22 protein-coding genes are annotated in these 23808 nt (G+C 73.1%); 16 read left to right on the top strand and 6 right to left on the bottom strand.

Features of this window, described 5'->3' with window-relative positions; translation table 11 throughout:
- Positions 1-3 precede the first annotated feature (3 nt).
- From OG417_RS33300 to OG417_RS33250, 11 genes are all read left to right on the top strand, one after another.
- Positions 4-1950 (top strand): hypothetical protein, encoded by a 1947-nt coding sequence (locus OG417_RS33300; protein ID WP_329237024.1) that lies wholly within the window; start codon positions 4-6, stop codon positions 1948-1950.
- A 17-nt stretch (positions 1951-1967) separates the two neighbouring features.
- On the top strand, positions 1968-2753 hold the full coding sequence (locus OG417_RS33295; RefSeq protein ID WP_329237021.1) for a hypothetical protein: 786 nt from the start codon (positions 1968-1970) through the stop codon (positions 2751-2753).
- A 49-nt stretch (positions 2754-2802) separates the two neighbouring features.
- Complete coding sequence (locus tag OG417_RS33290; RefSeq protein WP_329237018.1) at positions 2803-4686, top strand: hypothetical protein; 1884 nt, start codon at positions 2803-2805, stop codon at positions 4684-4686.
- 65 nt (positions 4687-4751) lie between these two features.
- The gene (locus OG417_RS33285) at positions 4752-5993 is read left to right on the top strand and encodes an SGNH/GDSL hydrolase family protein (RefSeq protein ID WP_329237013.1); all 1242 of its coding nucleotides are present in this window, start codon (positions 4752-4754) and stop codon (positions 5991-5993) included.
- On the top strand, positions 5994-7112 hold the full coding sequence (locus OG417_RS33280) for a dienelactone hydrolase family protein (protein WP_329237009.1): 1119 nt from the start codon (positions 5994-5996) through the stop codon (positions 7110-7112). It begins immediately after the preceding gene.
- A 64-nt stretch (positions 7113-7176) separates the two neighbouring features.
- On the top strand, positions 7177-8331 hold the full coding sequence (locus tag OG417_RS33275; RefSeq protein WP_329237007.1) for a hypothetical protein: 1155 nt from the start codon (positions 7177-7179) through the stop codon (positions 8329-8331).
- On the top strand, positions 8328-9065 hold the full coding sequence (locus tag OG417_RS33270) for an SDR family NAD(P)-dependent oxidoreductase (protein ID WP_329237004.1): 738 nt from the start codon (positions 8328-8330) through the stop codon (positions 9063-9065). The genes OG417_RS33275 and OG417_RS33270 overlap by 4 nt, the downstream gene beginning before the upstream one ends.
- Before the next feature lie 34 nt (positions 9066-9099).
- Entirely contained in the window at positions 9100-10197 is a 1098-nt protein-coding gene (locus OG417_RS33265; protein WP_329237001.1) for an aldose 1-epimerase family protein, read from the top strand.
- A 10-nt stretch (positions 10198-10207) separates the two neighbouring features.
- Positions 10208-11113 carry an aldo/keto reductase gene (locus OG417_RS33260; protein ID WP_329236998.1) on the top strand — a complete coding sequence of 302 codons (906 nt, stop codon included), beginning with the start codon at positions 10208-10210 and terminating at the stop codon, positions 11111-11113.
- 1 nt (position 11114) lies between these two features.
- Positions 11115-11951: an amidohydrolase family protein gene (locus OG417_RS33255; protein WP_329236995.1), complete on the top strand. Its 837-nt coding sequence runs from the start codon at positions 11115-11117 to the stop codon at positions 11949-11951.
- Between the two features lie 54 nt (positions 11952-12005).
- Positions 12006-14420: a glycoside hydrolase family 95 protein gene (locus OG417_RS33250; protein WP_329236992.1), complete on the top strand. Its 2415-nt coding sequence runs from the start codon at positions 12006-12008 to the stop codon at positions 14418-14420.
- 89 nt (positions 14421-14509) lie between these two features.
- Here the strand turns inward: OG417_RS33250 and OG417_RS33245 are convergent, their stop codons facing one another.
- From OG417_RS33245 to OG417_RS33220, 6 genes are all read right to left on the bottom strand, one after another.
- The gene (locus OG417_RS33245; protein ID WP_329236988.1) at positions 14510-14647 is read right to left on the bottom strand and encodes a hypothetical protein; all 138 of its coding nucleotides are present in this window, start codon (positions 14645-14647) and stop codon (positions 14510-14512) included.
- Positions 14648-14988: 341 nt separating this feature from the next.
- Positions 14989-15684: a response regulator transcription factor gene (locus OG417_RS33240; RefSeq protein WP_329236985.1), complete on the bottom strand. Its 696-nt coding sequence runs from the start codon at positions 15682-15684 to the stop codon at positions 14989-14991.
- Positions 15681-16859 carry a sensor histidine kinase gene (locus OG417_RS33235; RefSeq protein WP_329236983.1) on the bottom strand — a complete coding sequence of 393 codons (1179 nt, stop codon included), beginning with the start codon at positions 16857-16859 and terminating at the stop codon, positions 15681-15683. The genes OG417_RS33240 and OG417_RS33235 overlap by 4 nt, the downstream gene beginning before the upstream one ends.
- Before the next feature lie 70 nt (positions 16860-16929).
- On the bottom strand, positions 16930-17565 hold the full coding sequence (locus OG417_RS33230; RefSeq protein ID WP_329236980.1) for a CoA transferase subunit B: 636 nt from the start codon (positions 17563-17565) through the stop codon (positions 16930-16932).
- Positions 17565-18314: a CoA transferase subunit A gene (locus OG417_RS33225; RefSeq protein WP_329236977.1), complete on the bottom strand. Its 750-nt coding sequence runs from the start codon at positions 18312-18314 to the stop codon at positions 17565-17567. The genes OG417_RS33230 and OG417_RS33225 overlap by 1 nt, the downstream gene beginning before the upstream one ends.
- Positions 18315-18429: 115 nt before the next feature.
- On the bottom strand, positions 18430-19173 hold the full coding sequence (locus tag OG417_RS33220; protein ID WP_329236975.1) for an IclR family transcriptional regulator: 744 nt from the start codon (positions 19171-19173) through the stop codon (positions 18430-18432).
- 74 nt (positions 19174-19247) lie between these two features.
- On the opposite strand from OG417_RS33220, the gene OG417_RS33215 reads away from it, so the two are divergent.
- The 5 genes from OG417_RS33215 to OG417_RS33195 all read left to right on the top strand — a co-directional run bounded on the left by OG417_RS33215 (position 19248) and on the right by OG417_RS33195 (position 23783).
- A complete protein-coding gene (locus tag OG417_RS33215; RefSeq protein WP_329236972.1) occupies positions 19248-20372 on the top strand; it encodes a cupin domain-containing protein in 1125 nt (374 codons plus the stop codon).
- Positions 20369-21199 (top strand): fumarylacetoacetate hydrolase family protein, encoded by an 831-nt coding sequence (locus tag OG417_RS33210; RefSeq protein WP_329236968.1) that lies wholly within the window; start codon positions 20369-20371, stop codon positions 21197-21199. Before OG417_RS33215 ends, OG417_RS33210 begins: the two co-directional genes overlap by 4 nt.
- Complete coding sequence (locus OG417_RS33205; RefSeq protein ID WP_329236965.1) at positions 21196-21783, top strand: maleylpyruvate isomerase N-terminal domain-containing protein; 588 nt, start codon at positions 21196-21198, stop codon at positions 21781-21783. The genes OG417_RS33210 and OG417_RS33205 overlap by 4 nt, the downstream gene beginning before the upstream one ends.
- Positions 21784-21810: 27 nt before the next feature.
- Positions 21811-22989, top strand: coding sequence for an FAD-dependent oxidoreductase (locus tag OG417_RS33200; RefSeq protein ID WP_329236962.1), 1179 nt, complete (start codon positions 21811-21813; stop codon positions 22987-22989).
- Between the two features lie 98 nt (positions 22990-23087).
- On the top strand, positions 23088-23783 hold the full coding sequence (locus OG417_RS33195) for a TetR/AcrR family transcriptional regulator (RefSeq protein ID WP_329236959.1): 696 nt from the start codon (positions 23088-23090) through the stop codon (positions 23781-23783).
- Positions 23784-23808: the final 25 nt, after the last annotated feature.

The following is a 23808-nucleotide window of genomic DNA, read 5'->3' as shown; positions in this document are numbered from 1 at the left end:
CCCGTGACTCAGGATGTTCCACGCGTGGTGGCGAGCGTGCCCTCCGGGGCGCCGCCGGCCTGGGCGGTGCTGGAGCGCCGGCTGTTCGACGTGCTCGACGAGGCCTGGCGCGCGTTCGCCGCGCGCTACTGCCTGCCCGACGGCGCGTTGCGCTACAACGGCGAGATCGCGAGCCGCGACGGTGCCGACGACTTCTACGAGGCGTTCTTCAACTGGCCGGTCCTGTACCAGCTCGGCGGCGCCGACGACCTGCTCGACGCCTGCAAGCACCACTGGGAGGGGGTGACGGCCCAGCTCACCGGGTTCGGCTACCTGGTGGACGAGTTCGAGCGCGGCTACGACTGGTTCCACCAGGGCGAGTCAATGCTGCTGTTCTACGGGATCTGCGCCGCCGACCCCCGCGACCAGAAGTACGCCGAGCGCGCGCACCGCTTCGCCGAGCTCTACCTGCCGGGCTCGCCGACCGGCAACTACGACCCCGAGCACGACATCATCCGCGCGCCGCACAACGGCGCCGGCGGCCCGCGCTACGGCGTCAACGAGGAGTGGGCGTCGTCGTACCGCCCGGACCAGCCGTCGATGCGGCCCTTCGGGCTGCCGCTGCGCGACCTGCCCGGCATCACCGAGTGGGACGACCTGGCCGACCCGGCGAAGGCCGCCCGCATGGGCGCCGCGATGAACGAGCGGATCGGCCGCGGCGACGTGGCCGTGAACCTGGCCGCCACGAGCCTGGCCACCAACGCCTGGCTGTACGGCCACGAGGACCGGTTCCGCGACTGGGCGCTGCGCTACATCGAGGCGTGGGAGCGCCGCGCCGCCGAGCTGGGCGGGATACTCCCCGACAACGTCGGCCTCTCCGGCCGGGTGGGCGAGCTGCACGACGGCCGCTGGTACGGCGGCAACTACGGCTGGCAGTGGCCGCACGGCATCTACAGCGTCGGCGCGGCGGCGGCCGTCGCCGCGGTCAACTCCGTCCTGCTCACCGGCGGCACGGACCACCTGGACCTCGGCCGCGGCCCGATCGACCTGGTCCTGGGCCAGAGCAAGCGCGGCGCCGTCAGCGAGACGCCGATGAGCATCAGCGACCGGTGGTACGCCGAGCTCGGCGACGAGGCCGCCCGCGAGACCCTGCTCGTGCCGAACCGGCACGACGACGGCGGCTGGTTCGACTTCCAGCCGCCGCAGCTCGGCCTGCCGGTCTGGCTGTGGCACGTGGGCATGGCCGAGCCGGACCGCGACCGCCTCGACCGGCTGCGGCGGGAGTCCGGCTACGACTGGCGGGTGGTGCGCGGCTTCCGTAACAAGGAGGAGGCCGGCCACGAGGCGCCGTGGCTCGAGTTCCTGCGCGGCGACAACCCCGGCTTCCCCGAGGCCATGCTCGCCGCGGCGCTCGGCCAGGTGCAGCGGCGGATGGCGCTGATCGACGCGGACGAGGCCGACCCCGGCGAGATCCACGTCCACCACTGGCAGCGGCTCAACCCGGTGCTGACCGAGGCGCTGCTCCAGCTCACCACCGGCACGCCGCAGGTGCTCTACAACGGCGGCCTGCTGCCGGCGCGGCTGGCCTACTTCGACGCCGCGCGCCGCCGCCCGGGCCTGCCACCGGACGTGGCCGCGCTCGTCGACGAGGTCGGCCCCGACCGTACCGGCGTCGAGCTCGTCCACACCGGGCTGACCGGCACCCGCCGCGTGGTCGTGCAGGCCGGGGCGTTCGGCGAGCACCGGATCACGCGCGCGGTGGTCACCGCCGCGGAGACGGCCTACCCCGGCGAGCTGACCTCGTACGTCGCGCCGGACGCGGCCGTCGTCAGCCGGGAGGTCGAGGTCGGCGGGCCACGGATCGAGGTCGTCCTGCCGCCCGGCCGGCGGATCCGGCTCGACCTGCACCTGGACCCGCGGGCCGCGCGGCCCGCCCATCAGCACGCCGGGACCATCCCGGCGGACGCATGACCATGAAGGAGTCGTCAGTGGAAGACAGCGGCCGAAGTGCCGACGAGGATTCGGTGTGGGACCTGCCCGTACGGGGCGATGCCCCGGAGCCGGCCGACCCCGACCTGGTGCGGCGGCTCTCCGCGGTCAGCGCCGCGACGGCCTGCGCCAAGCTGCACGCGCAGGGCATACGCCGGACGTTCGTCGCCGGGCCGCGGCCCCTGGAGCCGGGCCAGAAGGTCGCCGGGCGGGCGCTGACCCTGCAGTTCATGCCGCAGCGCGAGGACATCGCCTCCGGCCTCGGCCAGGAGTACATCGAGCGGCACACCGCGCTGTGGGCGGTGCTGGAGACCGTCCAGCCCGGCGACGTGCTCGTCGTGCAGGCCTACGGCAGCGCCTACACCGGCTGCTTCGGTGACATGCTCGTCCGCTACTTCAAGCAGAAGGGCGGCGCGGGCATCGTCGTGGACGGCTGCATCCGGGACGCGCCGCGCGTGCGCAAGCTCGGGGTCCCGATCTGGTCGACCGGCGTCACCCCCCACTACGCGTCCCAGGCCGAGCTGTTCCCGTGGGCGTACGACGTGCCGATCGCCTGCGGTGGCGTGCTGACGCTGCCCGGCGACCTGGTGGTGGCCGACGACGACGGCGCCGTCATCGTGCCGCGCCGGCGTGCCCGCGAGGTCATCGAGTCGGCCGGCGAGCACGAGGAGTGGGAGACGTTCAGCCGGTCCCGCATCGAGGAGGGCGGCGCCCTCGTCGACTACTACCCGCTCACGCAGGAGACCCGGGCCGAGTACGAGCGCTGGCGCGCCGACCGGCACTGACCAAAGGACATCGGGGGGCCCGATTCACCTTTGATCCCAGGAGGGCTCATTGTTCCGTAAATCCCGTCACAGATTTCTGCGCGGCGCCGTGTGCGCGGCCGCCGCGCTCGCGTGCCTGACCGCACCGGCCGCCACGGCCGGCGCCGCCGACGCCGGGCAGAGCACCTGCACGCCGAAGCGCTTCTTCGTCTCCCCGCAGGGCGACGACGGGGCGAACGGCACGATCGGCAAGCCGTGGAAGACGGTCGAGCACGCACGGGACGTCATCCGTCAGCGCGGGCTGAACAAGCACATGTCCTGCGACATTCAGGTCGAGCTGCGCGCCGGGGACTACCCGGTGGCGAAGACCGTCCAGTTCAACGAGACCGACTCCGGCAGCAACGGGCACTCGGTCGTCTACCAGAGCTATGACGGCCCGGGGAAGGCGCGCTTCCTCGGCGCCCGGCAGATCACCGGCTGGCAGAAGTACAAGGGCAACATCTACAAGACCCAGGTCGACAAGAACCAGCCCTTCTACACGCTGTACGACAACGGCCAGCGGGCGACGACGGCGCGTACGCCGAACCGTACGTCCACCGAGACGCTCGGCCCGTACTTCCAGGGCGTGGAGAGCTCCGACGACGCGCTGACCAACTCCCAGCAGTGGATGGCCTACAAGGACGGCGACCTGAACCAGGACTGGGACCTGCACGACGCGCAGGTCGTGGTCTGGTCCGGCGGCCACTGGACCTGGTTCACCGACACCGACCCGATCCTCAACGTCAACTGGACCAAGAAGTTCATCAGCCTCCGCTACCCGACGAGGTACGCGCTGTTCTCCCACGTGGGGTCGAGGTACTTCCTCCAGAACTCCCTCGACTTCCTCGACGAGGCCGGGGAGTACTACCTCGACCACGCCACCGGTGAGCTGTACTACTGGCCGCGCAGCGGTTCGATCGAGAACTCGCAGGTCTGGGCGCCGACCGTGAAGACGGTCTTCTCGGTCGCGGGCAGCTCGCCGAACGCGAAGGTGCACGACCTGTCCCTCGACGGGCTGACCGTGCAGTACACCGACTTCACCGACTGGTACCGCTACGGCTGGAACGGCAACGGCGACTCCGGCGTGCCGCACAAGTACGACGACTACGACCGCCAGATCGAGATGCCGCGTAACCGGTACGGGGCCATCACGCTGACCAACACGACGCATGTGGCGCTGCGGCGCATGCACATCGCCGACACCGGCTGGACCGGCGTGTTCATGCTGTTCGCCAACGACCACGACACCGTCTCCGACACCCTCTTCGAGCGGCTCGGCGGCGACGGCGTCAAGCTCGAGGGCGGCTACCCCGGTGAGGGCAACATCTCCCACGACAACGTCCTCACCGACAACTACATCAACTGGATCGGCCAGCTGGTGCCCGGCGACGCCTCCGGCTACGAGGTCGTCGACAGCGGCCACAACGAGCTGAGCAACAGCGTCATCCAGCACAGCGCCCGGTACGCGGTGAGCGTCAAGGCGATCACCACGGTGGCCAACGCGGACAACTACGCGGGCGGCAACGTGCTGAAGTACCTGCGCATCGCGCACGCCGGCCAGGACAGCGGCGACATGGGTGCGATCGACTCCTACGGCGTGCAGAACTTCGAGCCGCACACCATCGAGAGCCAGATGTCGCAGATCACCATCGACGACGTCAACGCCGACCCGTCGATGCCGGACGTCGTGCCGAGCGGCATTCACATGGACGCCGGCGGCTGCGGCTGGAACTTCAGCAACATCAAGATCACCAACGCGCAGTACAAGTCGCCGTTCCACGGTGACACGCACTGCAACACGTTCGAGAACGACAGCTGGAACGACGGATTCGACGAGTCCAAGCTGGAGCTCGACAAGATCGGGGTCACCCCGAACTTCCCGTATCCGCTCCCGGAGAACACCCCGGCCCACTGAGCCGCCGACGCGCCGGGGCGGGCCCCGCACGGGCCCGCCCCGCGCCAGGACGTCGAGGAGCGACGTTGATTTCGAAGGAAAGAACGCGCCGGTTCGGCATGGCCGCCGGCGTGGTGTTCACCGCGCTCGCCACCGGTCTGGCCGGCACTCCGGCCCACGCCGCCGAGGCGCACGGCAGGGGCCCGAACGAGGTGTCGACCTGGGCCGCCGCCGACGACACCACCGGCGGAACCCTCCACGAGATGACCGTACGGAACCCCGTGCACATCAGCCGCGGCGGCACGGGCCTGCGGATCCGGCTGTCGAACGTCATGGGCGACCGGCCGGTGACGTTCGGCACCGCGTACGTCGGGCGTCAGCGGTCGGGGCCGGAGCTGGTGCCCGGGTCCAACCGCCGCATGACGTTCGGCGGGCGGCCGTCGGTGACGGTCCCGGCGGGCGGCGTGGTGTTCAGCGATCCGCTTCCGGGCCGCGTGCCGGACGGCAGCGACCTGGAGGTGAGCCTGTACCTCCAGGGCGAAAGCGGCAAGCTGACCGCGCACAACCGGACCATGCAGTTCACCTACAAGTCGACGACGGGTGACCACGCCGCCGAGGAGTCGGGAACGTCGTTCCCGACGCAGTCGGCCGTGTGGTTCTGGCTGGACGCCGTCGTCGTGACCGCGCCGAGGACCGTCTCGACGGTCGCCGCCCTCGGTGACTCGATCACCTCGGGCGTCGGCTCCACCGAGAACGCCAACCACCGGTGGCCCGACCTCCTCGCCGACCGGCTGCGCGCCCTGCCGCCGTCGCGGCGGCTCGCGGTCACCAACGAGGGGATCTCCGCCAACCAGGTCCTCAAGGACGGTGTCGGCCGCAGCGGGCGGACGAGGCTGGTCCAGGACGTCTTCACCAAGCCCGGCGTACGGACCGTGATCCTGTTCGAAGGGGTCAACGACATCGGCACGGGCGGGGCCTCGGCGGACGCGCTGATCGCCGGCTACCGGGACATGGTCGCCAAGGCCCACGCCGCGGGCCGCTGCCTCATCGGCGCGACCATCACGCCGTTCGGCGGCTCGGTCTACCTAGGCGACGAGAACGAGGCCGTCCGCCAGGAGGTCAACGCGTTCATCCGCACGAGCGGCGTGTTCGACGGAGTGGTCGACTTCGACCGGGCGACCCGCGACCCGGACGACCCGACGCGGCTGCTTCCCGCGGACGACTCCGGCGACCACCTCCACCTCAGCGACGCCGGCTACCAGGCCATCGCCGACTCGGTGGACCTGAACCTGCTCCGCTGCGACCGGCACGGGACGGACGGAGAGTAGGTGACACACAGCGACGCGGGCCTCGGCGCGTTCGGCGATCTCGCCGAGGCCGCGGCCGTCCTCGCCCCGCCGGGCGACGGCCGCCTCGACATGGCCGCGGCGCGCCGGATCGTCGGCGCCGACCGCGACGGGGCCCCGATCGCGCCGAGAGTGGAACGCCGCTGGTCCGCGGACGGGATCGACGGCGAGGAGGTCTCCTGGTCGGTCGGGTACGGCCCGCGGACCCACGCGTGGCTGCTCCGCCCCGCCGGGGCGCGCGGACCGCTCCCGGGCGTCCTCGCGCTGCACGGCCACGACGCCTTCAAGTACCACGGCAAGGAGAAGATCGCCGACGGGCCGGACGGCGAGGTCCCCGGCGTCGCGGACCTGCGGCGGGAGTTCTACGGCGGCCGCCCGTTCGCCGACGCGGTCGCCCGCGCCGGCTTCACCGTGCTGGTCCCCGACGTCTTCCTGTGGGGGAGCCGCCGCTTCCCCGCCGAGCACATGGTGGAGCCCTCACCGGACGGCGAGTGGATCGCGGCCGAGCCCGCCGGCGGCGACCCGGCCGATCTCCGCTGGTACAACCGCCTCGCCGCGCGGCACGAGCACGTGGTCACCAAGCACTGCGCGGTGCTCGGGCTGAGCCTGGCCGGCGTCGCCGCGTACGAGGACCGGATCGCCGCCGCCTGTCTGCGGGCCCGGCCGGACGTGAACGACGGGGCGATCGGCTGCGTCGGCTTCTCCGGCGGAGGGTGCCGGGCGGCGCTGCTGCAGGCGACCAGCCCGTACGTCGGGGCGGCGGTCGTCGCCGGGATGATGAGCACGCACGAGGCGCTGCTCGACCGGCACGTCACCGGGCACACCTGGATGTTCTTCCCGCCGGACCTGCGGCGGGCCGGCGACTGGCCCGACCTGGCCGCCGCCCGCGCGCCGTCACCGCTGCTGGTGCAGTACCTGCGCGACGACCGGCTGTTCCCCCTCGCGGGGATGGAGGCCGCCCACCGGCGGCTCACCGAGCACTACCGGCGGGCGGGCGCCCCCGGCGCGTACGTGGGTGAGTTCCACCCGGGCCCGCACCGGTTCGACCGCGTCCTGCAGGAGTCCGCCATCAACCATCTACGCCGGTGGCTGGTCACATGACCGAGCGAAGCGAGCGATCAGAAGGCACGCCCCTGTGGTCACCCTCCCCGACGCAGGAGGGCCCATGACCGCCGAACTGCGCGGCACGACCTGGGACCATCCGCGAGGGTACGCGCCGCTGGACACGCTGGCGCGCCTGGACGCCCGGTCGGGACCGCGCGGGCCCTATCCGTACGAGGCCGTACGCCGCCCGCTGCGCTGGGAACGCCGGCCGGTCGAGGACTTCGAGTCGCGCCCTCTGGCGACGCTCACGGCCGACTACGACGTCCTCGTCGTCGATCACGTAGGCCTCGGTACGGCCGTCGCCGACGGCTGCCTGCTGCCCATGGACGAGCTGTTCGCCGAGTCCGACCTGGCCGCGTGGCGGGACGGCACGGTCGGTGCCTCCTACGACAGCTACGTCGTCGACGGCCGCGCGTGGGCGCTGCCGGTCGACGTCACGGCCCAGGTCGCCGCCGCCCGGCGGGATCTCGCGTCCGCGCTGCCCGGCACCTGGGCGGAGGTGCGGGAGCTGGCCCGTTCGCTGCCGGTCGCGCTGTGCCTCGGCGGGCCCCACGCCTTCCTGACCTTCTGCGCGCTCTGTGTCGCCCAGGGCGCCGAGCCCTTCCGCTACGAGGGCGCCGTCGTCCCGCCGGACGCGGGCGAGGCCGCGCTGGACACCATGGCCGAGCTGGTCGCGCGCTGCGACTCCGAGGTCTGGCGGCGCGGCCCGGCCGGCCTGCTGGAGGCGCTCGCGGCCGGCGACGGCCCGGCGTACTGCCCGCTCGTCCACGGATACGTCACGTACGCCGGGGACCTGCGGTACGCCGACGCGCCCGCGTGGGAGCCGGGCGGGCGGCCGGGCAGTGTGCTCGGCGGTGCCGGGCTGGCCGTCTCGCGTCCGCGCGCGGCCGAACCCGCGGTGCGCGACGCGATCCGCGACCACCTGCGCCGCCTCTGCTCCCCGGCGGTGCAGCGCGACCTTTACCCGGCCGCCGGCGGCCAGCCCGCGGCCCGCTCCACCTGGACCGACGCGGAGGCGAGCGCGCTGAGCGGCGGGTTCTACCGCGCCACGCTCGCCACGGTCGAGGCGGCCTGGATGCGGCCGGCGACCGCCGGCTACGTCCCGTTCCAGGACGCCGCGTCACGCCTGCTCCGCGACGGGGCCGCCGACCGCGTACCGCCCCGCAGGCTTCTGCACGACCTCGACACCCTCTATCGCTCCTGGAGATGCCCATGACGAGTGCACTGGTGACCGGCGCGGGCGGAGCCCTCGGCCGTGCCACGGCGCTGCGCCTGGCCGCCGACGGACACCCGGTGGCCGCCCTCGACGTCGACGAGCCGTCGCTCGCCGAGACCGTCCGTCTCATCGAGAGGGCGGGCGGCACCGTCCTGCCGCTCACCGTCGACCTGCGCGACGCGGCGGCGATCGAGACGGCGGTGACCGCTGCCGCCGCCGGGCTCGGCCCGCTGGGCGTCCTCGTCAACAACGCGGCCGTCTATCCCAGCCGGCCGTTCCTGGAGGTGCCGCTCGCCGAGTACGACGACGTGCAGGCGGTCAACCAGCGTGCGTACTGGGTCGCCGCCCAGGCCACGGCCCGGCGGATGACCGAGAGCGGCGGCGGCGCGATCGTCAACATCGCGTCCATCACCATGCACGGCGGGTGGGCGAACCTCGCCGCCTACGTCGCGACCAAGGGCGCGGTGACCGCGCTGACCCGTGCGCTCGCCCGCGAGCTCGGGCCGTACGAGATCCGCGTCAACGCGGTCTCGCCGGGCGCCTTCCCGACCGCCGCGGAGGAGATCCACCCGGACCCGGAGGCCTACACCCGGTTCGTGCTGGAGCGGCAGGCGCTGCAGCGGCGCGGCCGGAACGAGGAGCTCGCCTCCGTCGTGGCCTTCCTGGCCGGCCCGGACGCGTCGTTCGTGACCGGCCAGACGATCGAGGTCAACGGCGGCTGGGTGATGACGTGAACCGGCCGGTCGAGCACGTGGAAAGGGCAGATCGATGAAGCTGTACGGGAAAGAGACCGGGCGGCGCGAGCTCGCGGCGCGGGCCGGTGACGTGGCGGCGGCCGGCGGTGTGCGGCTCGTGGCGCTCGGGGACGGCCTGGAGCGCGGGATCCGGACGCTGGAGTTCCGCACCGGCAGCGGGCTGGCGTTCGACGTGCTGGTGGACCGGTGCATGGACATCGGCGCGGCCGAGCACGCCGGGCGGGCGTTCGGCTGGCGGTCGCGGACCGGGTTCCGGCACCCCGGGCTGCACGAGAACGCGGACGAGGACGGGCTGTCGTGGCTCCGCTCGTTCTCCGGGCTGACCGTGACCGCCGGGCTGGACCACACGCTGTTCGGCGGTGAGGTGGACGCGTCGTCGTACCGGTATCCGCCGCGGCGGACGGTACGGCACGGGCTGCACGGCCGGGTCGGCAACATCCCCGCGCGGCTGACCGGCTACGGCGAGCGGTGGGACGGCGACCGCTGCGTGCTGTGGGCCGAGGGCGAGGTGCGGCAGGCCGCGGTGTTCGCCGAGAACCTCCGGCTCACGCGCCGCATCGAGGCCGACCTGGGCGGCGACGAGATCCGCCTGATCGACGCCGTGACCAACCCGGGGTTCGACCCGGTCCCGCACATGTTCCTCTACCACATCAACCTCGGCTGGCCGCTCCTCGACCAGGGCAGCCGGTTCCTCGCGCCGGTGCGCGACACGGTGTGGCGGTCGGACAGCGTCGTCGAGCAGGGCGTGGACAACCGCGTGCTCCCGGCCCCGCTGCCGGGCTTCGTCGAGCAGGTGTACGAGCACGAACTCGCGTCGGACGCGAAGGGGCTGACCGGCGCGGCCCTCGTCAACGACCGCCTCGGCCTCGCGGTGAGCGTCGAGTGGCGGGCCGCGGAGTTCCCCTGCTTCTTCCAGTGGCTCAACCTGCGCGCGGGTGACTACGCGGTCGGCGTGGAGCCCTCGACGCACCACGTGGCCGGTGACGCGGCGGCCCGCGACGACGGAAGCATGATCTGGCTCGAGCCGGGGGAGACCCGAACGTACCGGACGAGCTTCCGGGTCCACCAGGGCGCCGAGGAGATCGCCGCCCTCCAGGCCCGTCTCTCCTGAGATGACGGCGATGGAGGGAACACCGGACCGCCGCCCGATCGGCCGCGGCGGCCTGACCGTCGGACGGCTGGGGCTGGGCACCGCGCCGATCGGCGGGCTGTTCACGGCGGTGGGGGAGGACCAGGCGGCGGCGACCCTCGAAGCCGCCTGGGACGCGGGAGTCCGCTACTTCGACACCGCCCCCCACTACGGGGCGGGGCTGGCCGAACGCCGGCTCGGCGCCTTCCTCACCCCGGCCCGTCGCGCCGAGGCCGTCGTCTCCAGCAAGGTCGGGCGGCTGCTGCGGCCGGACGGGACACAGGTCCGCGACTACAGCCGCGACGGCGTCTACCGCTCCCTGGCCGGCAGCCTCGAACGGACCGGCCTGGACGCCTTCGACATCCTCTACATCCACGACCCGGACGATCACTGGGCCGAGGCGGCGGGGGAGGCGTACCCGGCGCTGGAGCGGCTCCGGGACGAGGGCGCGGTCAGGGCGATCGGCGTGGGCATGAACCAGACCCGCCTGCTCGCGCGCTTCGTCGCCGAGACCGACATCGACTGCGTCATGGTGGCGGGCCGCTACTCGCTGCTGGACCGCGAGGCGGCCCGCGACCTGCTGCCGCGCTGCCGGGAGCGGGGCGTCGCGGTGATCGTCGCCGGGGTGTTCAACAGCGGGGTCCTGGCCGATCCACGGCCGGGCGCGCACTTCGACTACGCCCCGGCCGGAGACGCCGTGCTGGAGCGGGCGCGGGCCATGGCCCGGCGATGCGCCGCGTACGGGGTGCCGCTGGGCTCCGCGGCCGTGCGCTACCCGCTGCGGCATCCCGCCGTGACGGGGGTGGTCGTCGGCGCCCGCACCCCCGCGGAGGTGTCCGCGGCGACGGCGGCCCCGCCCATCCCCGAGGCGCTGTGGGCCGAACTCGAGGAGCTCTAGGATGCCCCGGATCGACGCCCACCATCACGTGTGGGACCTGGGCGTCCGTGACCAGCCGTGGATCGCCGGGCCGTCGATGGCCGCGATCCGCCGCGACTTCACCGTCGAGGACCTCCGCCCCGCCGCACGGGCGGCGGGCGTCTCCGGCACGGTCGTGGTGCAGACGGCGAGCGTGGAGAAGGAGACGCTCGAACTCCTGGAGCTCGCGCACCGCGAGGACCTCGTCGCGGGCGTCGTGGGCTGGGCCGACCTGACCGCACCGGGCGTCGCCGGCACCCTCGCGGAGCTGCGCGCCGCGCGGGGCGGCGAGCACCTGGCCGGGCTCCGCCATCCCGTGCACACCGAGGCCGATCCGCTCTGGCTGGTCCGGCCCGGCGTACGGCGCGGGCTCACCGCCGTACGCGACGCGGGCCTCGCCTTCGACCTGCTCATCCGGCCGAACCATCTTTCCGCCGCGGTCCGCGCCGCGCGGGCCGTTCCGGGGCTGAGGCTCGTGCTGGACCACCTGGCCGCGCCACGCCCCGCCGACGGCGGGTTCGGCACGTGGGCGGTGGACATCCGCGCCCTCGCCGCCGAGCCCGGCACGTTCTGCAAGCTGTCCGGGATGCTGACCGCCGCTCCGCCGGAGGCGTGGACCCCGTACGCGGAGGTCGTGCTGGAGGCGTTCGGTCCGCGCCGGGTCATGTTCGGCTCCGACTGGCCCGTCTGCCTGCTCGCCGCCTCGTACGCGGAGGTCGTCGCCGCCGCGGAAGGCCTCACCGGCGGCCTGCCGGACGAGGACCGGGAGGCGGTCTTCGGCGGCACCGCCGCGCGCGCGTACCACCTCGCGCCGCCCTGAACCTTTGTCTCTCGGGGGGTCCGTCGCTCGCAGGAACAACTGAAAGGCACCGACATGTCCCAACCATCCCGGCGCGATGTCCTCAAGGCCGCCGGCGTCGGCGCGGCGGTCGCGTCGGCGACCGTGGTCGCCGGCTCGGCCCTGGCCGACCCCGCCCTCGCCGGCACCGCCTCCGGCCAGGAGACCAATCCGCTCCGCCTCTGGTACAAGGGCCCGGCGCAGGAGTGGCTCGAAGCCCTCCCGGTCGGGAACGGCCGGCTGGGCGCGATGGTCTTCGGCGGCACCGACACCGAACGCCTCCAGCTCAACGAGGACACCATCTGGGCGGGCAGCCCGCACGACTACGACAGCCCCGACGCGCTGGCCGCCCTGCCGCAGATCCGCCAGCTGGTGTTCGACGAGAAGTGGAACCAGGCGCAGAAGCTGGTCGACGCCAAGTTCCTCGGACGACCCTCGGAGCAGGCGGCGTACCAGCCCGTCGGAAATCTGAACCTCACCTTCCCCGACACGGGCGAGGTGACCGAGTACCAGCGCGACCTCGACCTCACCACGGCGATCACGAAGGTCACGTACCTGCGCGGCGGGGTGCACCACACCCGTGAGGTCTTCGCCAGCACCCCTGACCAGGTGATCGTGATGCGCCTGACCGCCGACAAGCCGGGCTCGATCTCCTTCCAGGCGAACTTCGACAGCCCGCAGCAGACGACGACGTCCGCCGCCGACGGCCGCACCATCGCGCTCGACGGCGTCAGCGGCGAGTGGCAGGGCCGGGCCGGCGCCGTACGCTTCCAGGCGCTGGCACGGGCCACCGCGGACGGCGGGAAGGTCCACACCGACCAGGGCAAGCTGATCGTCGACGAGGCGGACTCCGTCACCCTGGTCATCTCGGTCGGCACGAGCTACCGCAACTACCAGGACGTCGGCGCGGACCCGGCCGCGCGGGCGCGCCGGCCGCTCACGCCCGCGGCGGCCAAGCCGTACGACCTGCTCCGGCGCACCCACGTCGCGGACTACCACCGGTTGTTCTCGCGCGTCGACATCAACCTCGGCACCTCCGACAACGTGAGCCTGCCCACCAACGAGCGGATCCCGCTGTTCGCCTCGGGCGCCGACCCGCAGCTCGCCGCGCTGTACTTCCAGTACGGCCGCTACCTGCTGATCTCGTGTTCGCGCTCGCCCGGCCAGCCGGCGAACCTGCAGGGCCTGTGGAACGACAGCATGACTCCGGCCTGGGAGTCCAAGTACACCGTCAACATCAACTTCGAGATGAACTACTGGCCCGCCGGGCCGACGAACCTCGCCGACTGCTGGGCGCCCGCGGCGGCCATGGTCCACGAGCTGGCGGAGTCCGGCCGCCGTACCGCGAAGACGCAGTACGGCGCCGACGGCTGGGTGCTCCACCACAACACCGACGGCTGGCGCGGCACCGCACCGGTCGACTACGCGCAGTACGGCATGTGGCCGAGCGGCGGCGCGTGGCTGTCGGTCGTGCTGTGGGACCGCTACCGGTTCACCGGCGACAAGAACCTGCTGCGGAAGGACTACCCGGTGATGAAGGGCGCCGCGCAGTTCTTCCTCGACACACTGGTCGAGGACCCCGAGCACGGCTGGCTGATCACCAACCCGTCGCAGTCACCCGAGGTCACGCACCACCAGGACGAGGGCGAGAGCGTGAGCATCTGCGCCGGTCCGACGATGGACATGCAGATCCTGCGCGACCTGTTCGACGCCTGCGCCGAGGCGTCGGAGATCCTCGGCCAGGACCGCGACTTCCGCGCGAAGGTGAAGGCGGCCCGCGCCCGGCTCGCGCCCATGCAGATCGGCTACCTGGGCCAGCTGCAGGAGTGGCTGGAGGACTGGCGGGAGGCGGCGCTGGTGCAGAGCCGGCACGTCTCCCACCTGTGGGGCGTGTTCCCCAGCGCGCAGATCGTGCCCCGGCAGACCCCCGATCTGGTCAACGCCGCGAAGCGGAGCCTCGAACTGCGCGGAAACGCCGGCCAGGGATGGTCGCTGGCCTGGAAGATCAACATCTGGGCCCGGCTGGAGGACTCCGCGAAGGCCTACGAGCACCTGTCCAGGCTGCTCACCCCCGCACGGACCGCGCCCAACATGTTCGACCTGCACCCGCCGTTCCAGATCGACGGCAACTTCGGCGGTGTCTCGGGCATCACCGAGATGCTGCTGCACAGCCACGCGGGGGAGTTGTTCCTGCTCCCGACGCTGCCCGCCGACGCGTGGCCGGCCGGCCATGTGCGCGGCCTGCGGGCACGGGGCGGCTTCGAGGTCGGCGTCGAATGGGCGCAGGGACGCCTGACCCAGGCCGACATCCGCTCCGACCTCGGCGAGCAGGTGCGCCTCCGCACTCAGGCGCCGGTGTCGGTGACCGGCGCGAGCGTCGAACGTCCCGAGGCCAACGTGGTGGTGTTCGACACCCGTCCCGGCCACACCTACCGGATCCGGCCGTCCTGACCCCGATGGCGAGCGGCTGATCCGTTCGGCTCGGTGCCGTGTGGGGGCGGCACCGAGCCGAACGCTCGTCGCGGGCGGTGTCCGGCGGCTCAGTGCCCGGCGGTGGCACGACGACGGATGCGGCCGTCGCGCCGGGCCCGGCGCAGGAGCAGGACCGTCGGGACGCCGCAGACCAGGCTCGCCACGACACTGGCCTCCGGCCCGAAGCCTCCGCCGGTCAGCGCCACCGGGCCGGACAGCGTGCCCTTGAGCAGCCCGGCCGGCCGCGAACAGCCCCAGCCCGGCCAGCGTTCCGCGCCACACGCTGCGGGCCGCGCCGTCCCGGGCCAGTTCCGCCACCTCCCCCGGCCGGCGCGAGCCCTCCGGGCCCCGCCGCGTACTCCGACGGTGCCTGCTCCGGCGGTGCCTGCTCCGCCGTGCCGGCGCCGTCGCGTTCTCTCACTTGTCCGCCTCCCTTTCCCGGCCGCGGTCCGGACGTCGGCCACGACCTCACAAACGCTGGGGACGGCGAAAAAGAAGGTCATCGCGCTGGAGTCGAGACCTCGGACAGCTCGCTCGGGGGGTGGGCTCAGGCCTCGGCGGTGACGAGGCCGATGCGATGGGCGAAGACCACCGCCTGCACCCGGTCACGCAGGCCGAGCTTGGTCAGGATGTGAGAGACGTACGTCTTGACGGTCTCCCGGCTGATCACCAGGGTGGCCGCGATCTCGGCGTTGGACAGCCCGGCGGCGATCAGCTTGAGCACCTCGCGCTCGCGGCCGGTCAGCGCGGCCAGCGGGCCGTCCGGGTCCGGATCCGGCCGTACCCGCGAGCCGAACCGGCCGATCAGCCGGCGGGTCACCGAGGGCGCGAGCAGCGCCTCACCGGCGGCGACGGTGCGCACCCCGGCCACCAGATCGGCCGGCGACGAGTCCTTGAGCAGGAAGCCGCTGGCGCCGGCGCGCAGCGCCTCGTACACGTACTCGTCGAGGTTGAACGTGGTGACCACCAGCACCTTCACCGGATCGGCGACGTCCGGCCCGGCCAGCAGCCGCGTCGCCGCGATACCGTCCAGCCCCGGCATGCGGACGTCCATCACGACGACGTCCGGGCGCAGCCGGCGGGCCAGGTCCACCGCGGTCCGGCCGTCGCCGGCCTCGCCGACCACCGTCATGTCGGGCTGGGCCGCGAAGATGGTGGCGTAACCGGCCCGGATGACGCCCTGGTCGTCGCAGACCAGCACGCCGATCGGGACCCGGTCCGCGCCGGGCGCGCTCGCGGTCACCGCCCGCTTCCCGTCGGGATGCGCGCGTGCACGGTGAAGCCGCCGCCCGGGCGGCCACCGGCCCGCAGTTCGCCGCCGACCACCCCGACCCGCTGCCGCAGGCCGGTCAGCCCCCGTCCCTCGGTGGTGCGGGGCGCGGGGACGCCGGGTCCGTCGGTGCTCACCTCGATGCCGACCTCGGCGGCGTCATGGCGGATCCGGACCACCGTGCGGTGCCCGCGGGCGTGTTTGAGCGCGTTGGTCAGCGCCTCCTGCACGACCCGGTACGCCGCCAGCTCGGCACTGTCGGTCATGGGCTGCCGCTCTCCCTCTTCGCTCAGCTCGAGGGGCTGCCCCGCCGAGCGGGTCTGTTCCACCAGGTCCAGCAACCGCCCGACCCTGGGTGCCTGTTCGGCCTCGGGGACCGGATCCAGCACACCGAGGAAGTACCGCAGCTCGGTCAGGGTGCGGCGGCCGGTGTCGCCGATCGACGCGAGGTCGGCCGCCGCCTGCTCAGGAGCGTCGGCGACGGTGAACTGGGCGGCGTCCGCCCGGACCACCATGGCCGTCACGTGGTGGGTCACCACGTCGTGCAGCTCCCGGGCGATGCGGGCCCGCTCCTGTGCGATCGCCGCGTCGGCGGCGTGCCGGCGCCGTTCGGACTCCTGCCGGGCGCGTGCCCGCATCCAGGTGCCCGCCGCCCAGCACGCGGACAGGAACAGGTAGAAGGTGAAGAGTTCGACCGGCAGTTCGGGCGAGCCCTGAACGTGCACCGCGACCGCGAGCACGACGTACGCGCCGGTTCCGGCGAGGGCCGTCACCCGGCGGAAGCGCCCCTGGTGCGCCCCGGCGCTGTACAGCGCGACGACCAGACCCTCGCTGGCGAAGGTGGCCGGATATCCGAGGAGCTCGTGCACCGAGAACGCGGCGGCGACGATGCCGAGGCACCACACCGGCCGGCTCCGGCGAACCACCAGGGGCAGACACTGGGCCGCCAGCAGCACCAGGCTGAGCGGGTCGTCGTGCCGCCGGACGTTCTCGGCCAGGACGAGACCCTGGCGCGCCACACCGGGCGCGAACGCGAGCAGCGCGAACAGCACGGCCAGCGCGCCGTCGCGTACGACCAGGTTCCGTGCCCGCCACCATGTCCGCAGGGACTGGACCCGTGCCGGCATCGGCGGCATCTTGGCGATCACCGTGTGAGCCTATCCGCCCGGCGTGGAAGAGGGGCCGCGGTCGCGGTACCCGCCGTCGCGCGGCCGGCACCTATGCGGAGGCGGTGATCGGCGCGCCGGTGCGGTCCGCGACCTCGTCGGCGCCGACCCCGGGGGCGGTCTCGACCAGGGCGAGGCCCGCCGGTGTGACGTCCAGGACGGCGATGTCGGTGATGATCCGGTGGACGCACGCCCGTCCGGTCAGCGGCAGGGTGCACTCCTTGACGATCTTCGGGCTGCCGTCCTTGGCGTTGTGCGTGGTCAGGACGATCACGCGGCGGGCGCCGTGGACCAGGTCCATCGCGCCGCCCATGCCCTTGACCATCGTGCCGGGGATCATCCAGTTCGCCAGGTCGCCGCGGGCCGAGACCTGCATGGCGCCCAGGACCGCGGCGTCGATGTGGCCGCCGCGGATCATCCCGAACGACAGGGACGAGTCGAAGAAGGAGGCGCCCGGAAGGACGGTGACCGTCTCCTTGCCCGCGTTGATCAGGTCGGGGTCGACCTCGTCCTCGCACGGGTAGGGGCCGACGCCGAGGACCCCGTTCTCCGAGTGCAGGACGACCTGTACACCGGGCGGTACGTGCCCCGGCACGAGCGTGGGCAGGCCGATGCCGAGGTTCACGTAGGCGCCGTCGGTCAGTTCGGCGGCCGCGCGGGCCGCCATCTCGTCACGGGTCCAGGCCATCAGGCGCGCACCGTCCTCTTCTCCACTCCCTTGGCGGCGGCCTGCTCGGCCGTCAGGGCCACCACCCGCTGGACGAACACGCCCGGCAGCTGGACCTCCTCGGGGTCGAGGGCGTCCACGAGCTCCTCGACCTCGGCGATCGTGGTACGGCCGGCCATCGCGGCCGGCGGGTTGAAGTTCCGGGAGGCCTTGGCGAACACCAGGTTGCCGTACCGGTCGCCGCGCAGCGCCCGTACCAGCGCGAAGTCGGTGGTGATGCCGCGTTCGAGCACGTGGTCGACGCCGTCGAAGGCACGGACCTCCTTGGCGGGGGAGGCGACGGCGACGGTGCCGTCCGCCGCGTAGCGCCACGGCATGCCGCCCTCGGCGACGGCCGTCCCGACCCCGGCGGGGGTGTAGAAGGCCGGTATCCCGCAGCCGCCGGCGCGCAGCCGCTCGGCCAGGGTCCCCTGCGGGACGAGTTCGACCTCGACCTCACCGCCGAGGTACTTGCGGGCGAACGTCTTGTTCTCGCCGATGTAGGAGCCGGTCACCCGGACGATCTGGCCCGCCTCGAGCAGGAGGCCGAGGCCGCCGCCGTCGACCCCGCAGTTGTTCGACACCACGCTCAGCTCGCGGGGCCCGGCCACCCGCAGCGCCTCGATGAGGACGTTCGGCACGCCGCTCAGCCCGAAACCGCCGACGGCCAGTGAGGCCCCGTCCCGTACGTCGGCGACCGCCGCCGCGGCGCTCGCCACCACCTTGTCCATGCCTTACCGCGCTGTTCGTCTAGTGAACTTTTCTTCACAATCGTGTTCGAGGCAGTCTCCGCCGCCGTCACGTGCGATGTCAACCGGTCGCCCGGGCGCGAGCGGCGCCGCGAGGTCAGCGGTAGTCCGCCAGGGCGGCCTCGATGCGCCGCGCCGCGGTGGACAGCGCGTTCACCCACCCGGGCAGGGCGTCGCGGTCGAACCGGGCGGTCGGCAGCGCGATGGACAGCCCGGCCAGCGGGGCCCCGTCCGTGTCCGCGATCAGCGTGCCGATCGCGGTCAGGCCGGTCTCGGTGAGCTGATCGTTGATCGAGAAGCCCCGCTTGCGCACCAGCGCCAGCTCGCGCCGCAGCCGCCGGAGACCGACCTCGGCGTCCTCCGCGTACATCGCGTTCACCTCCTCGGGCGGGAGCGCGGCGAGGATCGCCTTGCCGCCGGAGGTCAGGTGCGCCGGCAGCGACCGCCCGACCCGGTCGCCCACGCGCAGGACGCGCGGCGACTCGACGGTGGCGATGAAGCGCACCTCGGTGTGGGCCGGCACCACGACGTTGGCCGACTCCTGTGTCTGGTCGACGAGCCACTTCAGCGGGGCGTCGCACACCGCGCGCAGCAGGGCGATGGGGGCGCCGGAGATCTCCGCGGGACGCAGCACCTTCCCCGGCCCGTATCGCCGGTCGGCGCCCTGTTCGGCGAAGTCCCGGTACACCAGCATCGCCAGCAGCCGGTGAGCGGTGGACACCGCCACGCCCAGCCGCTCGGCCGCGTCGGTCACCCGCAGCGGCCCCTCCTGCTGCAACAGCGCGGCGAGCTGGAGCGCGTGGTCCACCGAGGTGAGCGCGTACGGTGGCTTATTCCTCATAGCAGAAAAAGCTTATCTGCCCTGAAGAACCATCGGCATTCTGGAGGCGACCGTCCGAACCGAAGGAGGGGCCCATGACGGTGACCGATGGATCGCCGGTGACCATCGTCGCGACCGACGCCGAGGACCAGCCCACACGGACGCCGGAGCTCGAGGCGCTGTACCGGGGCTTCGAGTCCGAGTTGCTGGTCCCGCTGTGGACCGAGATCGGCGACCTCATGCCGCCGTCCCCCCGGTCGAGGGCGCTGCCGCACCTGTGGCGGTGGAGCGCCCTGCTGCCGATGGCCGAGCGGGCCGGGCGGTTGGTCCCGGTCGGGCGCGGCGGTGAGCGGCGGGCGATCGCCCTGGCCAACCCCGGGCTCGGCGGCCGGCCGTTCGCCACGCCGACGCTGTGGGCGGCGATCCAGTACCTCAACCCGGGTGAGGACGCCCCGGTGCACCGGCACACCCAGAACGCCTTCCGGTTCGTGGTCGAGGGCGAGGGCGTGTGGACCGTGGTGGACGGCGACCCGGTGGCGATGCGGCGCGGCGACTTCCTGCCCCAGGCCGGCTGGCACTGGCACGGGCACCACAACGTCACCGACCGGCCGATGGCCTGGATCGACGGGCTCGACATCCCCTTCCAGCACTTCGGGGAGTCCACGTTCTTCGAGTTCGGGCCCGATGAGGTCGAGACGCGCGAGGCTCCGGAACGGTCGCGGTCGGAGCGGCTGTGGGGCCATCCCGGCCTGCGCCCGCTCACGCACCTGCGACCGACGCACGCCACGCCGCTGCTGGCGTACCGGTGGGAGCACACCGACCGCGCGCTGACCGAGCAGCTGGCGCTGGAGGCCGAGGGACACCGGGCGACGGTCGAGCCCGGTCACGCCGCCGTCCGCTACACCAACCCCACCACCGGGGACGATGTCATGCCGACGCTGCGTACCGAGTTCCACCGGCTCGCGCCCGGCACCGCGACCGCAGCGAAGCGGGAGGTCGGCTCCTCGGTGTTCCAGGTCTTCGAGGGCACGGGCCGGGTCACCGTGGGGGAGCGCTCGTGGTCCGTCGAGCGCGGCGACCTGTTCGTGGTGCCGTCGTGGCAGCCGCTGACGCTCACCACCGAGCACGGCCTGGACCTGTTCCGCTTCAGCGACACCCCGATCTTCGAGCGGCTGTACCAGCACCGCGTCCAGAACGACACTCAGGAGAACCCGCAGTGAAGCTCGCGACCGTCCGTACCGGCGAGGGAACCCGCGCCGCCCGTGTCGTCCCCGGTGGGTGCGTGTTGCTGGACGCTCCCGACGTCGGCGCGCTCCTGGCACGCGAGGACGGGGCCGAGGCGGCGGCGTCCGCCGACGGAGAGGCCCGTCCCCTGGACGAGACCACTCTCGCTCCCGTGGTGCCGCGGCCGGGCAAGGTGCTGTGCGTCGGGCTCAACTACCGCAACCACATCCTGGAGATGGGCCGGGACCTGCCGGAGCACCCGACCCTGTTCGCCAAGTTCGCCGACGCCCTCATCGGCGCGCGGGACGACATCCTGCTGGCGCCGGAGTCGTCGGCCGTCGACTGGGAGGCCGAGCTCACGGTGGTGATCGGCCGTACGGTCCGGCGGGCGTCGGAGGACGAGGCGGTCCGGGCCATCGCCGGGTTCACCGTCATGAACGACGTCACCATGCGGGACTGGCAGTTCCGTACCAAGGAGTGGCTGCAGGGCAAGACGTTCGAGGGGACGACGCCGCTGGGCCCGGTCGTGGTCACGCCGGACGAGCTGCCCGGCGGCGTGCGCCCCGCCCTGGCGCTCACCTGCCGGGTCGACGGCGAGGTGATGCAGAAGGGCGACACCTCCGACCTGGTGTTCGACCCGGTCGATCTGGTCCGCTACGCGTCGACCATCCTCACGTTGCGGCCGGGCGACGTGATCGCGACCGGCACGCCGGGCGGTGTGGGCCACGCCCGCAGGCCACCGCGCTACCTGTCGGACGGGGCGACCGTGGTCACCGAGATCGCGGGCATCGGGCGGCTGGAGAACACGGCGAGGACGGCGTGAGCACGCGGTCCTGGATGGACCGGGGCACCGAGCTCTTCCTCGGCACCGTCGACCGGCTCACCGACGACGAGCTGACGGCGCCGACGGAGCTGGACGGCTGGACGCGCCGGCACGTCATCGCCCACGTCCACGGCAACGCCGAGGCCCTGCGCCGGCTGCTGAGCTGGGCCGCCACCGGTGTGGAGAACCGGATGTACTCCGGGCCGCGACAGCGGGCGGAGGAGATCGAGACCCTCACGCTGCTGCCGGCGGGCGAGCTCCGCGCGCTCGTCCACGGCTCCGCGGTGTCCCTGGCGGAGGACCTGGACGCGCTGCCGGAGAGCGCGCGGCGCAACCCCGTGGTGACCGCGCAGGGCCGGACCGTCCCGGCCGAGGAGATCCCGTGGATGCGGGCCCGCGAGGTGGCGGTGCACGCCGTCGACCTGGACCACGGGGTGGGCTTCGCCGACCTGCCCGACGGCTTCAACGCCGCGCTGGTCGCCGAGGCCGCGGCCCGGCACGCGGTGCGAGGGCACGCCGCCGGGCTGGCCGCATGGCTCAGCGGGCGCACCGCCCAGGCGCCCGCGCTCGGCCCCTGGCTCTGAACGAACACGACGAGAAGGAACACGACGATGAACTCCGCACCTCATCCCGCCGGCATCGTGGTGGTCGGTGGAGGTATCGGGGGGCTCGCGACCGCTTACGCCCTGGCCACCACCGGGCACCCGGTCTCCGTCCTCGAACGCGCCCCGAGGTTCGCCGAGGTCGGAGCCGGCCTGCAGATGGCGCCCAACGCCACGCGGATCCTCAGGGACTGGGGCCTGCTCGAGGAGATCCTCGAGGCCGGAGTCGTTCCCCGCCGCCTGCTGTTCAGGGACGCCCTGGACGGCGGTGAGCTGACCCATCAGGATCTCGACGATGACTTCGTACGACGCTACGGCGCTCCGTACGTGGTCATCCACCGCAGTGACCTGCTGGCGATCCTGACCCGCGCGTGCGAGCGGGCGGGTGTGGAGATGGTCGCGGACTGCGACGTGCGGGACGTCGTGCCGGACGCCGACGGCGCGACGGTGCGCAGCCGCCTCGGCGAGCGCCGGGTGCCCCTCGCGGTCGCCGCGGACGGCCTGCACTCCACGCTGCGGGCCCGGCTCAGCGACGACGGCCCGGTCTGCTCGGGATACGTCGCCTACCGGGGCGCGTTCCCCGTGGCGGACCTCGGCTCGAGGATCGACCGCGACACCTTCCGCGACGTCGTGGTCCACGTCGGCCCCGGCTGCCACCTGGTGCAGTACGCGCTGCGACGCGGCGAGGTCTTCAACACGGTCGCGGTCTTCGCGTCCCCGGCCTACCGGCGGGGAGAACAGGAGTGGGGCGGCCCGGAGGAGCTGGACGCGGCGTTCGCCGGCGCGTGCGCGGACGTACGGACCGGGCTGGAGTCGCTGTGGCGCGACCGTCGCTGGCCGATGTACGACCGCCCGCCGATTCCGAAGTGGACCGACGGCCGGCTCGTCCTGACCGGCGACGCCGCGCATCCCATGCTGCAGTACCTGGCGCAGGGCGCCTGCCAGGCGATCGAGGACGCCCACTGCCTGGCCGGCGAGCTGCGGGGCGTCCCGCGGCCGGAGTGGACGGACGCGCTCAAGCGGTACGAGGCCGAACGCACCGAACGCACCGCCCGCGTGCAGAACACCGCCCGAACCTGGGGCGACATCTGGCACGTGGACGGCGTGGGCCGGTTGCTGCGCAACGAGCTCTTCCGGCGCCGCGACCCGCGCGACTACCGCTACACCGACTGGCTGTACGGCGGGTGAGGCAGCCCGCCGGCATGTCCCGAGGCGATGTCTCATGCCCTCTGACCTCGGAACTTATACATCTTGTATAGCGCTCGCCTGCCTTGTATGGTCAGGGCATGGGACATGACACCACGCTTTACGGTGGTTCACCGGCCCAGTCCGAGGTGGCGCGGTCCGGCGGCTCGGAGGTGTCCGCTCGTCGCACGAGCCCGCGCGACGAGCACAAGAGGCTGACGCGCCGCCGGATCCTCGACGGGGCGGTGGCGGTCTTCGCCGGCAAGTCCTTCGTCGAGGCGACGATGGAGGACATCGCCAGGGCGGCCCGGGTCACCCGGGCGACGGTGTACGCGTATTTCCCGGGAAAGGTGGAGATCCTCCGGGCGCTCGTGGCGCGTGTGTACGAGGTCGCCGACGGCGTCTGCGCCGCGCTTGCCGCCCAGGATGAGTGGACCCGCGCGGGAGTCCGCGCGTGGCTGCGCGACGCCGCGGCGGCCTGGCGCGAGATGGCGCCGGTGATCAGAGTGCTGGCGGCGGCCGGGTCCACGGCGCTCGGCGACCCCGGCGGCGCCCGTGATCGTTCCCTCGCCGCGCACGAGCGCTATGTGGCGTTGCTGGGCGACCCGCGCCACTGGCCCGGCACGCCGCCCGCGGAGGCCCGGCAGCGGGCCCTGATGGCCGTGCTCCAGGTGGAGTCGTTCCTGTCGATCTGGATCGCGGGTGACTGGCCGCTGGAGACCGACGACCCGTTCGACCTGCTCACCGACGCCGTCTGCCACCTGCTCGGGCCCGCGCTGCGCGACCGGCCCGGCTGACGGCCCGAGGGGAGCCCGCCCGCCG

It is taken from the genome of Actinoallomurus sp. NBC_01490 (assembly GCF_036227085.1).
Taxonomy (GTDB): domain Bacteria; phylum Actinomycetota; class Actinomycetes; order Streptosporangiales; family Streptosporangiaceae; genus Actinoallomurus; species Actinoallomurus oryzae.
Note: the sequence above shows the minus strand (reverse complement) of the source record. Positions and strands in the feature narration are given on the sequence as shown.